Origin of the sequence: Flavobacterium piscisymbiosum, assembly GCF_020905295.1 — a bacterium.
In the GTDB taxonomy this organism is placed as follows: Bacteria; Bacteroidota; Bacteroidia; order Flavobacteriales; family Flavobacteriaceae; genus Flavobacterium; species Flavobacterium piscisymbiosum.
Map to the genome: position 1 here is coordinate 3,822,300 of NZ_JAJJMM010000001.1, position 16,403 is coordinate 3,838,702.

Sequence of the window (16,403 nt, forward strand, 5' to 3'; positions counted from 1 at the left end):
AAAAGAGATAAAATGAAAGCATTTACAATTGATAAATATGCTAAAAACAGAAGTTTGCAGCTTACAGAAATGCCTGTTCCGGAAATAAAAGACAATGATGTTCTGGTTGAAATTTATGCAGCAGGAGTGAACCTTTTAGATTCTAAAATAAAAACAGGAGAATTTAAACTTATTTTGCGGTACAAACTGCCATTAATCCTGGGGCATGATGTAGCGGGAGTAATTACGAAAACAGGCAAAAATGTAAAAAACTTTAAAGTTGGAGATGAAGTTTATGCAAGACCTGCAGATCACCGTATTGGTACATTTGCCGAATTTATTGCCATAAATGAAAGCGATGTTGCACTAAAACCGAAGAATCTTTCTATGGAAGAAGCAGCATCTATTCCGTTAGTTGCCTTAACAGCCTGGCAGGTTTTGGTAGAAAGAGCAAAAGTTAAAGAAGGACAAGAAGTTTTTATTCAGGCAGGTTCAGGCGGCGTAGGAACAATCGCCATTCAGTTAGCGAAACATTTGGGAGCGACTGTTGCGACTACAGCAAGCGCCAAAAGTTTTGATTTAATGAAGGAACTTGGAGCAGATATCGTTATTGATTATAAAAATAGTGATTTCGAAAATCGTTTGAACAATTACGATGTTGTACTGAACAGTCAGGATCAAAAAACGCTCGAAAAATCGCTGCGAATACTACAATCCGGCGGAAAACTTATTTCTATTTCAGGACCGCCAACGCCTGTTTTTGCTAAAGAAATTGGAGCACCGTGGTTTGTGAAGATTATCCTTTCGTTATTAAGTTCAGGAATTCGTAAAAAAGCAAAGCATAAAAATGTCGATTATTCTTTTCTATTTATGAAAGCGAATGGGCAACAGTTAAGCAAAATTACAACACTTATCGAGTCAGGAATCATTAAACCAATTGTCGATAAAGTTTTTACTTTCGAAAAAACCAATGAAGCTTTATCGTATGTAGAAAGCGGACGTGCTAAAGGAAAAATTGTAATCAAAATGAAATAAGTACTAAATAATATAAAAAAGTAAAAGCCTTCGAATCATTGATTTGAAGGCTTTTTGATTTTAATCACACAAAGAATTTTAAACCAATTCCAGAAGTGTTTTTGTATCGATAACTTCTGCAAATTCGTTGTGTAAACTAGCCAGGGATATTTGATGTACCAATTCCGAATCATATTTTTCTCCGTTGATGCCAATTCGGTCAAAAGTTGCCGTGGCATCAGAAATTAAAAAGACTCCAAAACCAAAATTCCCTGCCATTCTTGTGGTTGTCGAAACGCAATGATTCGTGGTAAGTCCTACAATTACCAGTTTGGTGATTCCGAGATTGTCAATTCTTTCTTTTAAATCAGTTCCTATAAAAGCACTGTTGACGTTTTTTGAAATTACGGGTTCGCCAATAATTGGTTTTACTTCGTCTTTGATTTCGAATCCGGGATGTGAAGGGTGGAGTTTTGAATCGGGATGTATGGAGCTATGAACGACATGAAAAACGGGTAATTGCAGCGTTCGCCATTTTTCGAGAATCTGAGCCATTTTTGTTTCGGCATCTTTATTATTTCTATTTCCGCCCCAATGATTTTCTTCATTAAAACCTTTCTGAACATCAATTAAAATAAGGGCTGTATTTTGGTCTCTAAGTTTCATCTTTTTATAAATTAGATTGTTAGATACAAATTTACCTTTCTATTAAAGATCAAAAAAGGACAAACGATAGTCGTTTTAAGACCTCTTATTTTTTATTGCCGAGGGCAAAGTATCAAGATGAGATTCGAGTACAACACGCAATTGTTTCGAGGTTTTATAACCACACAAATGCGCAATATGTTCTATTTTATAATCAGAATTGGTGAGGAGACTTTTGGCCTTTTCGATTCTAAGTTTCGTTCGATATTCGGCGATAGTAATTCCGGTTTGTTTCTTGAAAATTCGGGTTAGATTTCTCGGGCCAATGTGAACCAATTCGGCAAGAAAATCAATTGTAGAAGTTTTATCAAGGTTTGAGATGATCCAATCCTGAATGATATGAATCTTTTCGTCATGGTGATTTCGGTTTTGCAAATACACACTTTCCTGTTCATCATTGCCATGTCTTCTTTTGTATACGACCAATTCTTTGGCAATTTTCGCTGCAGTTTCTTTGTCGTGTCGTTGTTCGATAATATGAAGTGCCAGATCTATTCCGGTTATGATTCCGGCGCTGGTATAAATAGTTCCCGATTGGGTAAATAAAGTATTGTTTTGTGTTTGCGCAAGCGGAAAATCTTTTTTGAGTTTATCAACCAGTTTCCAGTGTGTTGTACATTCTTTATGGTCTAAAAGTCCGGCTTTCGCCAAAATAAAAGCGCCGGAACAAATGCTGCAAATCGTAGTTTTATTTTTGTTTACTTGCTGAAGCCATTCAAAAAACGAAGCATCTTCGGCATTCAGATCGATTTGGTGTGTATTGCTTCCCGAAATAACAACAATATCATTTTCCTTTGGATTCGTTTTAGAAAAATGGGTGAGCGACGCCAGTTCTAATCCCGAAGAACATATTACAGATAATTGACTGCTAATGTATTGCAATTGATAATTGAATCCTAAACCTATTGCTTCCTGAAAAACTTCGACAACGCCACTTAAATCCAAAAGTGTAACTTGTTGAGGGATGTAAAAATAAACCGTTGTTAGTGTTTCTTTCATTTTTAAAGGTTTAATTTGATTTCAATGACTTCTGCATGATATCGTTTCATTTTTTTGTTGCCTTATTTTGCATCCTAGGCTAAACTAATTTCTACTTTTGATATGTAGTCTTCATTTTCATCTAAAACATAGTCATTTAGTTTTAAAGCCTTTTCGATATAAGCTTCGGTTTTATAGGTGTAAAATTTAATAACATTTTTGATTTCTATGTTGTCTAGTAGTTTTAAAAAATCTGGTTTAACAATGGTTTTTCTAAAACTTCCCATAATAATTTCTTTCTCATACAAACATTCTTTTAAAATGCCTTCCATGTTTATTGCTTTAAAATTATCAGATCTAAAGAAAAACGAAGTTGATAGTTCTCTTTGATTATTATATTCGATACTGTTGAAAAAGTTCAATTCTACCTTAACGAGAATGATGGTTGAACCATAACAATTATATTTAAATATAACATTGCGATCAGAATAGTAATAAAGATTTTCTTCATTTAAAATATAAATCGCATATAAATCAGATACATCAAGTGTTTTAAAAAAAGATGTCATGTAATCAGTATTAAATACTTCTATAGATACATTGTATTTAAAATCACTTTTATGGTTGGTTTGTATAAATGGAATATCATCATATTTTGTAATAAACTTTTGAGATATTAAATTATAAATTCTTGATTTGGCCATATTATTTATTGGTAGGTTACTATACAGAACAACTTACTAAGATAAAAGCTAAAAATACTATAGTAAAAATTTTCATAAATAAGGAAGATATGGTATTAGTTTGACATTATTTCAATCGCAAAAAAGGGAGAGTAAAAAGTAAATATATAGATTTGATGAATATTTACAAAAGTAGGTTTTGCCTTTTCTTATTTTGAACGATGGAAAATGAACTATTATTTAATTCTGCAGAAGACTGCAATATGCTTTTACTTTATAATAAAACAAGTTTTTATGTAGCTAAAAGACTATGTATTTACTAATAATCAAAAAAAAACAATTGTAGATTAAAATCATTATTATTAATGATTTAAGTATTTCGGTTGATGTTTTTTAAACAAATAAACAACCTTATTGATAAAGTGTTAAGGAAATCGCTATGAATTATCCATTCCGATTTTATTTAAGCGTACATTTGAATCTAACGCGACCCAATCATGAATGCAAAAAAGAATATAAAGGTTTTACTTACCGATGATGATGAAGACGACAGAGATTTTTTTGCAGAAGCTCTCGAAGATCTTGATCTTGAGTATCCGGTCGAATTTTGTAAAAATGGTGTAGAACTTCTGGATCGTCTTTATGATACTAATTTGGCTATTCCGGACATTATTTTTTTAGATCTTAATATGCCTATTTTGTCAGGTTTTGAGACCTTACAGCAAATTCGCGAAGATGCTAAATTTAAGGATATTCCGGTAATCGCGATTTATTCTACCTCTGCTACTATAGATGGTGTCAAAAATACTTTCGGTTTAGGGGCTAACGCTTATGTTGTAAAACCTATTGCTTTTAGTGATTTAAAGAAATTATTAAAAAAGGTCATCGAAACAGATTGGGCAGAAAAATTATCAGATGTCAGAATCGAATCTTTTGTCATCACAGTTTAGTTTAAAAAAATATGCAATTTTTAATAGTATGCATTGATTTATAATGAATTAATATTTAAAGAATGAAATCATGCATATGCAAAAGAACAATTTGCCCAAAGCTACCCGCCAGGATTTTCCCATAGTTGGTATTGGCGCTTCAGCAGGAGGGCTGGAGGCTTTTAAACAACTTATAGAGGCGATTCCAGCAGATTCTGAAATGGCTTATGTCATTGTGCAGCATTTGCATCCATTGCATGATAGTATGCTTACAGAATTGCTTTCGCGTGTAGCCAAAATTCCGGTAAACGAAATTACTGATGATATTCATCTGGCTCCCAATACCATATATGTCATTCCGGAGAATAAATTACTCACATCTTTTGATGGTGTTTTAAAGTTAAGTCCCCGTATAAAAGACACCAAAAATCAGGCGATTGATGTTTTTTTCAATTCATTGGCCGAAGTGCATCTGGATCTGGCCTATGGCGTACTGCTTTCAGGAAACGGATCCGACGGAACAATTGGCCTCAAAGCCATTAAAAAACACGGCGGAATTACTTTTGCTCAGGATATTGAAGCTGCTAATAACGAAATGCCACAAAACGCGATCAATGCCGGAGTGGTAGATTATGTGTTGTCGCCGGCCAAAATTGTCGAGAAACTTATTGAACTTACCCAAGCAAGAGATCAAATTAGCGAAGAAAAGGATCCCAACGACGAAGGAGTATTTCAGGAAATTATTAAAATTTTACGTCATCATAGCGGAGTAGATTTTACCTATTATAAACAAACTACCATACGCCGACGCATTGCCAGAAGAATGGCTTTGAGTAAAATTGTGAATTTAAAAGATTATCTAAAAGTACTTCAGGGAGATAAACTGGCGCCCGAAGATTTGTTCAACGATTTATTGATTCCTGTGACTGAATTTTTTAGAGATACCAAGATATTTCAGACAATGAGAGAAAAGGTTTTTCCCTTATTAACGAACAGAGTAACCGAAGGAAATGCCATACGTATCTGGATTGCAGGATGTTCTACCGGCGAAGAAGCGTATACACTTGCGATTGCCCTTCATGAATTTTTAGGTGAAAATCTCGAAGGAAAAGAGATTCAGATTTTTGCTTCGGATATTTCAGAAGTGGCTATAGCCAAAGCACGAATTGGGTTTTACAGAAAATCTCAAATGCGAAATGTTTCTGAAACCATTCTGACCAAATATTTCACAGCCAATACAAACGGTTATAAAATTAAAAGGCAAATTAGGGATTTATGCATTTTTGCCGTGCATAATTTTCTAACAGATCCGCCTTTTGCCAAAATGGATCTGATTACCTGTCGCAATGTATTCATTTACATGGATTCGTTTTTGCAGAAAAAATCGCTTACTACTTTTCATTACGCCTTAAAAGAAAACGGATTTTTGCTTTTAGGAAAGTCAGAAACGGCTGTTCCGGCGGCAGAACTTTTTCAGCCTTTTGAAAAAGCAGGAAAAATTTATACCCGTAAACAGGTTTCAGGCCGATTTGTACATTCCGGTATGGGATCGAATGATAAATTGAAAACTTTAAAAACAGATATTCAAAGAAAAGAAATTATCAAAGAAGACTTTAGAAAAAGCGCCGAAGCTTTATTGATTTCTAAATATACTCCTGCCAGCGTTATTGTAAACGAGCAAATGGATATTGTTCATATCAACGCATCTATAGCCGAATTTATTGAACTTTCGACCGGAAAACCAACTTTTAATTTACTAAAAATGACCCGAGAAGGTTTGGCTTTCGAACTTCGAAATACCTGGCATAAAGCCAAAGAAACCGGAGCTTTGGTAAAAAAGGAAGGTATTCAGGTTAAGAACAAAGGGATTATTAGCGAAATATCGATCGAAATTCAGCCATTAGAAGATACTTCAGAACCTTATTTTTTGGTTTTGTTTTATAAGACCGTGGTTCGAAAAGACGATGTACTTTCGAATCAGTTTACGGCAGAAGAAATACGCGAAAACACTAATTTAAGAAGGATCGCACAACTTGAGAAAGAATTAGCCAAAATACACGATGATGTAAATGCTATTAGTGAGGAACAGGAAGCATCGAATGAAGAACTGCAAAGTGCCAATGAAGAATTATTGAGTGGGAGCGAAGAACTGCAAAGTCTCAATGAAGAACTCGAAACCTCAAAAGAAGAATTGCAATCCAGCAACGAAGAGCTTTTGCAGATCAATCAGGAACTCCTGAACAAACAGCAGCAAATTAATATTTCTAAAAATTATACCGAGGCCATTGTAGCAACGCTTAGAGAACCTATAGTGGTGTTGGATACCAATTTAAGGATAAAAAATATCAACAGGGCATTTTCTAAAAAATACAATATTACCAAAGAAGAAGCCACTGGAAAACTGATTTACGAAATACAAAATCATCTTTTTGATAATATCCCGATGCGCGCGATGCTCGAAAAAGTATTGCCGGAAAAAACACAGCTTGATGATTATCAAATATCTGTAAATTTGTTGCCTTACGGCGAAAGCGTCATGCTATTAAACGCCAGACAAGTAACTAATGAAACCAGTAAAGAACAACTTATTTTACTGGCAATTGAAGATATTACAGAACGCCGAATCATCGAAAAAAGATTGCAGGTATTATCAAGCGGTTTCGAAGCGAAAGTAGAAGAACGTACTGCCGATTTATTAACAGCCAATAAAGAACTTGAAAGTTCTGTTAAGAATCTGCACGGTGCGAATGTACAGTTACAAGAATATGCCTACGTGGCAAGTCACGATTTGCAGGAACCTTTACGTAAAATATTGATGTTCATAAGCCGATTGCTGGAAATGAACGAAGATTTCTCTCCTCAGGTAATTGCATTAATAGAAAAAATCAGCAAATCCTCTATCAGGATGAATACGCTTATTAAAGATTTACTAGCCTATTCGTATCTTAATAATCCTGACCGACTGTTTGCAGTGACGGATCTAAACATTATTATAGCTGATATTTTGGTTGATTTTGAGTTAATGATCGAAGAACGTGATCTTGAAATAATAGTAGGTGAATTGCCTGTTATCAATGCGATTCCGTTGCAAATGAACCAGCTTTTTTATAATTTAATAAGCAATGCTCTTAAGTTTTATAAAAACGACGGTTCGATCTCTAAAGTCGAAATTAGCTCGCACAAAATGACCGCCAGTCAGATTAAAAAATATCCGAATTTAGATGCTAAATTGAGCTATTACGAAATCATCATAAAAGATAATGGCATAGGTTTTAACAAACAATACGAGAATAAAATTTTTACCATCTTCCAAAGATTACACAACAACGAAGTCTACACCGGAACCGGAATAGGTCTCGCCATTGGCAAAAAAATTGTAGAAAACCACAAAGGTATTATCTTCTCAAAAGCCGAAGAAAATATTGGTGCGGAGTTTCATATTATATTGCCGGTTTAAAAGTTTACAATTTATTTAATTAATGAAAAGACGATATGCTGAAAGGTGTATTGTCTTTTTGTTTTTCTAGAGGTTTTGTAAAACGGGTATTTATACTTGGTTGTTGGTTTTTATTTAGTGGTATACTTGTTTAAAATAAATTTTAGTGGATTATGGATTTCCGTAAAGTAAATAGTTGGTGAATGTTGAGATTTGCGATTCAATATTCTTTAAATCATCTAATTTTAAACTTTTTAAAATAAACTTAATAGCTTATGAACTTAATATTTAAAACAACTAAACCAAATAAATTAAAATCAGATATTTTGAAATTAATTGAAGATGAAAAGTTAAAAACCTGGAAAATACATAATAGTAACAATATCAAATATATAAAGCATATTGATCAATGGGGCGATAAGGGGGTCATAAAAATGTCTACGAATATTCAGCAAGACGAATTAATCGTAGAGGTTTTTAAATTCGAAAAAACGACTCAAAAAGTGGAAGAATTTAGTGGTTATTACTTAGGAAGATTTTGTGAAATTATTTTCGTTAACTTCCCTAATGATTTCAATTCAATAACTAAATAATTATCACCTCGGATATTGCTATATAATTAATTATGATAGATTATGTCAAAAAGAAAAAAAAGACCAATATCTAAAAAAAAGAAGCTAACTAAGGATAAACCTTTACCTTATCAAGTAATTGAGCAAAAATTTGTACAATTTAAAAATCCTATTTTCCAGAACGTTGCATTTGAAAAAAGAACGGAATTCATTATTGAATTAGGAAATAAAGCATCTATTGAATTTGAAAGTAATTATTTAAAATTAATTGATTATTTTAAAGAATATGATCCTCTATATTTGTGCTCATTCAGTTCTTATTATTTTAATAGATTAGAAGAAGGAATCGATCAAGAGGCAATTAATGGTTTTTTGGATTTTCATTGTTTTTATCTTGAAATTTTACAAAGCTTGTCTTTAAAAATGGCAAGGAATATTTCGGGTAAGCCACTTCATGAAAATATTAAGGATTTCAAATCAACAATTCAAAATCTAAACCATAATCAATCTTTTAGCTATCTTAAGCTTTTAGAAAAGGCTAAAGATCAAGATGATATAGGAGCAATAATATTGCGTACAGAAATGATGAATCATACTTTGGCAATTAGAAATTGGGCATACATTAACCAAATGCAAACTATAGCTTACGAATTAGCTAATTTGATTGAAGATAAATTTATTAAATCACAAGGTTTTAAGCCTAGTGTTTTTCTTGATATTCTTTTTGGTTTAGTTTCCATAACAGAAGCTAAACTTAATCTACATCATCAAAAAACAATATCTTTTGTTAAAGCTAGAAATTATAATGAAGTTTTCGATAAATACGAAGAAAGTTTTACAAATGTAAATTCGGTTCTTAAAACTGACAGAGAAAAGGTTTGGACAATGGTTGGAAAGAATCTAAAAAATTTAAAAGGTATGCTTTTAGAGCATTCAGATTATTTTCTTTCAGATATTTTTACTCATTCTTCATCTGAAATTTGTGAAATTTTAGAAAAAACCAATCAGACTGAAATTTGTAATATACTAGATAAGTTAAGTTATAGCTTTGGAGATCTTTCAGAAGTAAATAAAGATTTTATTTTTTTAGATAATCCTATTCATTCCAAACCTTTCATTAAAATTAAAGATGAAAGTTATTATTCTGTAATTCCTCACATGTTTTCTCATTTAGGTATGGACTTATTAGAGAAATTTATTTTTACTGATACTACACTACTAAAAGATTACACTGTAAAAAAAGGAAAATATCTTGAAGATAAAGTTGAAAATTTATTTAAACAATCATTTCCTAGTGCCGAAGTTTTATCAGGTAGTCTATGGAAATGTTCAAACTTGGAAAAAGATTTTGAGAATGATTTGATTGTTTTAATTGAAGATTTTGCGATAATTATAGAATGCAAATCTGGAACAGTTTCACCACCGGCAAGGCGTGGAGCAACAGACAGATTATTTAAAACTTTAAAAGAATTAGTAATAGAGCCGTCAGAACAAGCAATTCGCTTTGAGAACTACTTAAAAGAGAATAAAAAATTACATGAATTTACTACAAAAACGAATTCAATTAATCGTATTGATAGTGCAAAAATAAAATACTATATTCCTATTGGCATCACTCTTTCAAATTTAGGTTCAATAGGATGTAATCTTAAAAAATTAATTGATGCTAAAGTAATATCACATAAATTGAATGAATTGGCACCATCAATAAGTTTTACAGATTTAGAAATAATCTTTGAACTTTTACCATTAGAGGCTGAAAAAATACATTATTTATCAAGAAGAAGAGAATTTGAAGCTCATTTAAAATTCCAAGGAGATGAAATGGATTTGTTTGGTTTTTATTTAGACAATGGTTTTAATATCGGTGAAACTGAATATGATGATTCTAATCATATAGACATGACTTTAAAATCTAAAGAAATTGATCCATATATCATTGGAAAGCATAGGGGTATAAATGTAAAAAAACCTTTTCTAAAAAAAACAAAGTATTGTGATGATATTTTAAAAAAACTTTCGCAAAAAAGTAATAATTGGCTTATGGCTTCTTATATATTATTAAATCTACCGGAAGACGATCAAATTAAATATGAAACAAATTTAAAAAGACTTACCAAAATGATAATTGATGGTAAATGCATTAAGAAACATAACTGGATGGAAATGGTATGTGGTCCTAAACGACGACGATATGTTATAGTTGGATTTCCATATAAAAATATAGATATAGAAACTAGAAATGCTATACTTAATGATATAACAGTTTCCTTAGATAAAAGAAAGCTTAGAGGTTTTTTAATTTTAGGATATAATTTAAATTCAAATGAATATCCTTATTCCGTACTAGCCGGTAGTTTTAAAACTAATTTTTTTGATGATTTAGAATTAAATTAAACTTGATGCATGCTACGTGAAGTCTCTTGACTTCTTACTTATTACATTTTTTTACTTCTGAACTCACTACTAATTAAGCTGTTCGACTAGCATTGTCGCCAGAGAGTCAGGATATTTGAAGAGCGGGTTAATGATGAAGCATAAAAAAGAGATCCACAAGTCTCTTTTTTTATTTTATATATATATTACAAACTATTAGTTACCCTTTAATAATTTCTCCAAATACTCAATTTTATCTTTTTCCGCCTGCAGCAAACGCTCATAAAGCTTTTTATTTTCTTCTACAGATTCCATTAATTTATCTAAAGGATTGAAAGTACAATGATTATTAAATGTTCCGGCACTACTATCTGTGAAATTATTAAAATAATTAATTGCAGCTTCTTCCGAAAAATTTTTAAGAGCTTCAACACTTACGCCTAAAGCTTTTGCAACTTCGATGAGTTTTTCATCGCTTATAGTTTCGCTATTTTCTAAAGCAGATACAGCTTGTTGGTTTGTCCCTAAAGCTTGTGCCAAAGCTTCCTGTTTCATATCACGAAGTTCACGAATACGGCTAATTTTTCGCCCTATATGATTTGGTTTTGTAAGTGTGCTCATAATTCAAAGATAATAATTAAGTGTAATAAGTCGCAATATGTAAAAAACATATTTATCGCTGTACAATACGGCAAAAAATGATTGGGTACGAGACAATCTATTTCTTTCTTCGCTGGGTCAAACAAAAGTACAATTTTTCTTATAATAAAATAATAAAAGTCTAATTGTAAAATGATTAACAAGATACAACTAAAAAATATAAGCCATGGAAACCAATGAAATCAAAAAATTAGAGAATCTTAGACAATTAACGGCCAAATATTGCAATACTTTAACTCCGTCTGCTGATAAAACAGGAACTCATAAAGCCCAAATTAAAATGCAAAATTATTATGAATTGGGCTGTACGATTACCGAAATCATAAAATTATGTATTGTAGCATTAGAACAAGAGGCACATCAAACCTCGACTACAATAAAATATTCACCTATAAATGTGCCTCTCATTTTAGAAATGGTTTTAGAGATGTTTCCTTTGGATGAATTTGAATTGATAACAGAAATTAATGAATTGCTTGTCGAATAAATGAAAGCTCTTAGAAACCTGTTGCTCTGAAAGAGCTTTAGCAATAGCATGGTGCGAAGCACTATGAATGAAAAACGATTATAATTTTAAGCCCTGTAAGGGCGGAAGCCTAATTTCAACAATTATTTTTACCCTATTTAGCTGATGTTATTTAGGAAAACACCTTTTTCTCTTTATGCTCAATTTTCTTTTGCCCTTTCAGGGCAATTTTCACTTTTGATTTCATTCGTAGTGCGTTGCACTACGCTATTGCTAAAGCTCTTTCAGAGCAAAAGGTTTCGAACACTCATGATTGCAAATGCGCGCTATATTATATTGAGAATTAATTTTGGTAGAAACGTATCCTTTTTTTCTTTAGAAAAATAAAAGATATAGTCCCGAAGTTTCAGGAGCTGGATTAGGCTACTAATAAAACCCATAAGAATTTTGTATCTTAGTTTTTAGTAACCAATTTTATTTGATCGCTAATTTTCCCGATCGAATGAAATTATAAAATAAGACAAAATGCCCTGGAATCCGGAAATCTATAATAAGTTCAAAAATATTCGATATCAGCCTTTTTATGATCTGGCCGATTTTATTAAGCCTGTAAGAGGAATGAAAGCCATTGATTTAGGTTGTGGTACGGGAGAACAAACGGCGATTTTGGCCGATAAATTCAAAGAAGCCGATTTTCTGGGCGTAGATTCTTCGGCAGAAATGCTGGAACAATCCAAATCTTTAGAAACGGATCGTCTACATTTCAGAAAAGCAACTACTGAGGAAACATTAGCCTCGGGCGAAAAATGGGACTTGATTTTTAGTAATGCGGCCTTGCAATGGTCAAACGATCATGAAACTTTGTTTGCAGAATTGATAAAACTCGTAAACCTAAAAGGACAATTTGCAATACAAATGCCTGTTCAGCCGGAAAACAAACTCAACGTGATTCTTGCCGAATTGGTAGATGAGGAACCATTTAAATCATACTTGAATGGTTACAAAAGAGATTCCCCCGTTTTGAGTATCGACGAATATGCGCAAATTATGTTTGATGGCGGACTCGAAGAGTTACAGATTCAGCAAAAAGTATATCCTATAATTGCGAACGATCATGAAACGCTTTATAATTTTATATCCGGTTCGGCTTTGATTCCGTATATAGAACGTCTCGAAGGCGAGCAGAAAGCGCTTTTCATTAAAACTTATAAAGAGAGGATTGCGGAGCATTTCCCGAAACTTCCGGCGATTTATTCGTTTAAAAGGCTTTTGCTTTATGGTAGGAAAGCGTAGCTATAAGTTTTTAATATTGCCACAGATTAAACGATTAAAATGATTTTTTAAATCTGCTTAATCTGCGAGAAAACGAATCTATGTCTGTTATTTAAACACATAGAGACATAGCTTTTAGGATTGCTTAAAAGTCATTTCACTTTAAATATTACCACATAGACTCGTCGAAAAGCTGTGTGTTGAAAAATTTTCACGAAGATTTTAAAAAGATTTAAGCAGATATACGCAGATAATTATCTAAAATAAAATCTGCTTAATCTGCGAGAAAAAAAATCTTTGGCTATTATTAAACACATAGAGACATAGCTTTTAGGATCGCTTAAAAGTCGTTTCATTTGAAATATTACCGCATAGACTGGTCGAAAGTTATGTGTTGAAATTTTTCACGCAGATTTTAAAAAGATGTAAGCAGATATGCGCAGATAATTATTTAAAATAAAATCTGCTTAATCTGCGAGAAAAAAATCTTTGGTTATTATTAAACACATAGAAACATAGTTTTTAGGATTGTTTAAAAAGGCGTTTACTTAAAATATTACCGCTTAGGTTGATCGTTAAGCTATGTGAGAAAATCTAGATTTTTTTTAATTATCTAAGACATAACGTAAATCCTATGTTTCTATGTGTTTTAAATTTTTTTTCACGCAGATTTTGCAGATTAAGCAGATTTTAAAAAAACATTTTAATCCTTTATCGCGATAACTATCGGGAGTGAAAAAAAAAAGACTATCGCTGCAATATTGCTGAAGGTGCGATTCCATACTTTTTCTTGAAAGCAAAAGAAAAATGCGAAAGATCTTCGAAACCCAGATCAAGATAAATATCCGATGGTTTTTTTCCTTTTTTTTCGATCAGGAAATAACCTTCCTGAAGTCGTCTTTGTATGAGCCAGCGACTTGGCGTGTCTGAAAAAATGGATGCAAAATCACGTTTGAAACCCGAAATACTTCTTCCGGTGAGATATGCAAAGCGTTCCATACTGATATTAAACTTATAGTTTCTATTCATGTAGGCTTCTAAATCGATCTTTTCCGGCGGTGCAAAATCAAAAAGAATATCTGTTAGTTCAGTGTTTTCTTTTAAGAGAATCAAAAGCAATTCTTCGCGTTTAATACTCGAAAAAGTATCGTCGATTTCGCCTCCGTCATTATAATATGGCATCAGGGACAGAATAAAATTCGGAACTAAATCACTTTTCTTAATATGCACAAATGATGCTTCATTGGTACTATTTTGGGCTATTGTTTTGTGTTTTGCAGCAAAGTTTTTTAGAAATTCGGTATCAAAAATCACAACGACTTTTTCGAATTCGCCATCTTGTTTTTGTTTGTTGTATCGTGCCAGATGATTTTTGCGTACGATGCAATATTCACCAGGTTTAAGATGGTATTTGCTAATGCCGTCATAACCTTCGATCGTGCCTTTTGCGAGATACAAAAAGAAATGTTCGGCAATGAATTGTTCCGGTGATATTTCGGGACCAATATAACAGCTTTTAATTTCGGTATATCTCATGGTTTATCGTCTGTGAGTTAGGATTATTTCCACCATTGTTTAAAAACTTTGTGCTCATCAAAAATAACGATTTCTCCCATAAGAGGCGTTATCAACGGAATTTGATATTTAGCGTTGAGTCGGTTAAGCTCATTTAGCGGGGCGTTCCAGGTATGTTTGGCAAGGGCAAATTTAGAATTATGAACAGGAATTATGCTTTTGGCTTTAAGATCACGTGATGCCTGCAAGGTTTCTTCGGGCAACATATGGATGTAATGCCAGGCTTTATCGTATTGTCCGTTCTCCATAATCGCCACATCGATGGGGCCAAATTGTTTCCCGATTTCGGCAAAATGCGTGTCGTAACCACCATCGCCGCTGTAATATACCTTTAGCGTAGGCGAACTAATTAAATACGACGCCCACAAAGATTGATTTTGTTTTAAGCCGCGTCCTGATTTGTGTCTGGCCGGTAAAGTATGAATGGTATAGTTATTTTCGACCACCACATCATCGTTCCAGTCCTGTTCGATAATTTTTTCTTTTGGATATCCCCAACGTTCAAAATGTGCGCCAACGCCCAAACCGCAAATAATAGTTTTTACCTTGTCTTTGAGTGCCAGAATAGTTTCATAATCAAGGTGATCATAATGATCGTGCGAAATGAGTAAATAATCGATATTGGGTAAATCCTGCACGTGATAGGTATTGGTTCCGTCGAAAACCTTTACGGTATTGGGCAGAGGAGAAGCATTATCGCTAAAAATAGGATCAATTAAAATTTTCTTTCCGTCTATTTGCAAAAGCACGGAAGAATGCCCAAACCAAACCAAAAGATTCTGATCAGCCGGCAAATGCTTCAAATCTGTTTTTACAGACGGAATTCGTTTTGTAGGTTCGGTTGGAACGGTTTTATCGAAAAACGTTTTTGTTATTTCGCCCCAAAAGCTATATCCCGGAGCCAATGTTGGCGTATAAATCGTGTTCTGAAATTCTCCGTCTTTATAATGAGGCGATTTTTCGATTTGCAACATGCTTTTATCTGATGGTAAACTGCCAAAAGTTGCTTTTTGCATGTACAGAAAAACAGCAATGCCCAAAACGATTATTATCGTCAGGATTATGATCAAGATACGTTTAATGATTTTTAAAATTCTTTTTTTCATTTTGGATTGGCTGCTTTTTTTATATCAATGGCTTCAAGTACATTTTTTGAATACCCAATTTTTGTTACCGCAATCATGGCACGACCAATTTCTCTGACGGTACAACCAGTAAAAAATAAGCCCATAATAGGATAAAGAAACGTAATATATTTATTGAATCCTTTAAGGTGAATTTGCGTTTTATCAGGCTTCATTAATCCCGGGCGAAAATTGTATTGCGCTTTAAAACCTAAGGCTTTCAAAGCATTTTCGGTTTTTCCTTTTACGCGTGCCCACATTACTTTTCCGTTTTCAGAACTGTCTGTATGTGATCCTGAAATAAAATTGAAAGTAAGATTTGGGTTTTGGTCTAAAAGCACTTTCGCAAAATGCAAAGTAGTATCGTACGTAATATGCGTGTATTGTGCTTCATCCATGCCTACGCTGCTGATTCCGGCGCAATAAAAACAGGCATCATAATCTGCAAGCTGAGTATCACCGCTTGTCAGCGAAAGAAAATCCGGCACAAGATATTCTTTTAGTTTAGGATGTGATTTTCCGCTTGGTTTTCTGCCCACGTACAAAACTTGTTCTATCTGATTATTATCTAAACATTCGATCAAAACTCCTTCGCCCACCATTCCGGTAGCGCCTGTTACAATTACTTTCATAT

14 protein-coding genes are annotated in these 16,403 nt (G+C 33.1%); 7 read left to right on the plus strand and 7 right to left on the minus strand.

The features are described 5' to 3' along the window. Positions 1-12: 12 nt before the first annotated feature. Complete coding sequence (locus LNP81_RS16590) at positions 13-1,014, plus strand: NADP-dependent oxidoreductase (protein WP_230037719.1); 1,002 nt, start codon at positions 13-15, stop codon at positions 1,012-1,014. A gap of 78 nt (positions 1,015-1,092) precedes the next feature. On the opposite strand, the gene LNP81_RS16595 is transcribed toward LNP81_RS16590, so the two are convergent. From LNP81_RS16595 to LNP81_RS16605, 3 genes are all read right to left on the minus strand, one after another. Further along, positions 1,093-1,659 (minus strand): cysteine hydrolase family protein, encoded by a 567-nt coding sequence (locus LNP81_RS16595; protein WP_230037721.1) that lies wholly within the window; start codon positions 1,657-1,659, stop codon positions 1,093-1,095. A gap of 75 nt (positions 1,660-1,734) precedes the next feature. Continuing rightward, on the minus strand, positions 1,735-2,697 hold the full coding sequence (locus LNP81_RS16600; RefSeq protein WP_230037723.1) for a GlxA family transcriptional regulator: 963 nt from the start codon (positions 2,695-2,697) through the stop codon (positions 1,735-1,737). Positions 2,698-2,771: 74 nt separating this feature from the next. Next, positions 2,772-3,380, minus strand: coding sequence for a hypothetical protein (locus tag LNP81_RS16605; protein ID WP_230037725.1), 609 nt, complete (start codon positions 3,378-3,380; stop codon positions 2,772-2,774). A gap of 476 nt (positions 3,381-3,856) precedes the next feature. Between LNP81_RS16605 and LNP81_RS16610 the strand changes: the two genes are divergently transcribed. From LNP81_RS16610 to LNP81_RS16625, 4 genes are all read left to right on the plus strand, one after another. Next, on the plus strand, positions 3,857-4,309 hold the full coding sequence (locus LNP81_RS16610; protein ID WP_230037727.1) for a response regulator: 453 nt from the start codon (positions 3,857-3,859) through the stop codon (positions 4,307-4,309). 76 nt (positions 4,310-4,385) lie between these two features. After that, positions 4,386-7,745 (plus strand): CheR family methyltransferase, encoded by a 3,360-nt coding sequence (locus LNP81_RS16615; protein WP_230037730.1) that lies wholly within the window; start codon positions 4,386-4,388, stop codon positions 7,743-7,745. A 254-nt stretch (positions 7,746-7,999) separates the two neighbouring features. Beyond that, complete coding sequence (locus LNP81_RS16620) at positions 8,000-8,317, plus strand: hypothetical protein (RefSeq protein WP_230037732.1); 318 nt, start codon at positions 8,000-8,002, stop codon at positions 8,315-8,317. A 42-nt stretch (positions 8,318-8,359) separates the two neighbouring features. Continuing rightward, complete coding sequence (locus tag LNP81_RS16625) at positions 8,360-10,693, plus strand: hypothetical protein (protein WP_230037734.1); 2,334 nt, start codon at positions 8,360-8,362, stop codon at positions 10,691-10,693. A gap of 195 nt (positions 10,694-10,888) precedes the next feature. Here the strand turns inward: LNP81_RS16625 and LNP81_RS16630 are convergent, their stop codons facing one another. After that, entirely contained in the window at positions 10,889-11,293 is a 405-nt protein-coding gene (locus tag LNP81_RS16630; RefSeq protein ID WP_230037736.1) for a helix-turn-helix domain-containing protein, read from the minus strand. Between the two features lie 205 nt (positions 11,294-11,498). Here LNP81_RS16630 and LNP81_RS16635 point away from each other — a divergent pair, with 205 nt between their 5' ends. Both LNP81_RS16635 and LNP81_RS16640 read left to right on the plus strand, forming a co-directional pair. Continuing rightward, positions 11,499-11,819 (plus strand): hypothetical protein, encoded by a 321-nt coding sequence (locus LNP81_RS16635; RefSeq protein ID WP_230037738.1) that lies wholly within the window; start codon positions 11,499-11,501, stop codon positions 11,817-11,819. Positions 11,820-12,323: 504 nt separating this feature from the next. Further along, positions 12,324-13,091, plus strand: coding sequence for a methyltransferase domain-containing protein (locus LNP81_RS16640; protein WP_230037740.1), 768 nt, complete (start codon positions 12,324-12,326; stop codon positions 13,089-13,091). Between the two features lie 726 nt (positions 13,092-13,817). Here LNP81_RS16640 and LNP81_RS16645 read toward each other — a convergent pair. From LNP81_RS16645 to LNP81_RS16655, 3 genes are read right to left on the minus strand one after another with little or no spacing between them, the layout of a single operon-like run. After that, positions 13,818-14,606, minus strand: a complete 789-nt coding sequence (locus LNP81_RS16645; RefSeq protein ID WP_230037742.1) for a helix-turn-helix domain-containing protein — start codon at positions 14,604-14,606, stop codon at positions 13,818-13,820. Positions 14,607-14,629: 23 nt separating this feature from the next. Beyond that, the gene (locus LNP81_RS16650; RefSeq protein WP_230037744.1) at positions 14,630-15,751 is read right to left on the minus strand and encodes an MBL fold metallo-hydrolase; all 1,122 of its coding nucleotides are present in this window, start codon (positions 15,749-15,751) and stop codon (positions 14,630-14,632) included. Next, positions 15,748-16,401 carry an NAD-dependent epimerase/dehydratase family protein gene (locus LNP81_RS16655; protein ID WP_230037746.1) on the minus strand — a complete coding sequence of 218 codons (654 nt, stop codon included), beginning with the start codon at positions 16,399-16,401 and terminating at the stop codon, positions 15,748-15,750. Before LNP81_RS16655 ends, LNP81_RS16650 begins: the two co-directional genes overlap by 4 nt. Positions 16,402-16,403 lie beyond the last annotated feature (2 nt).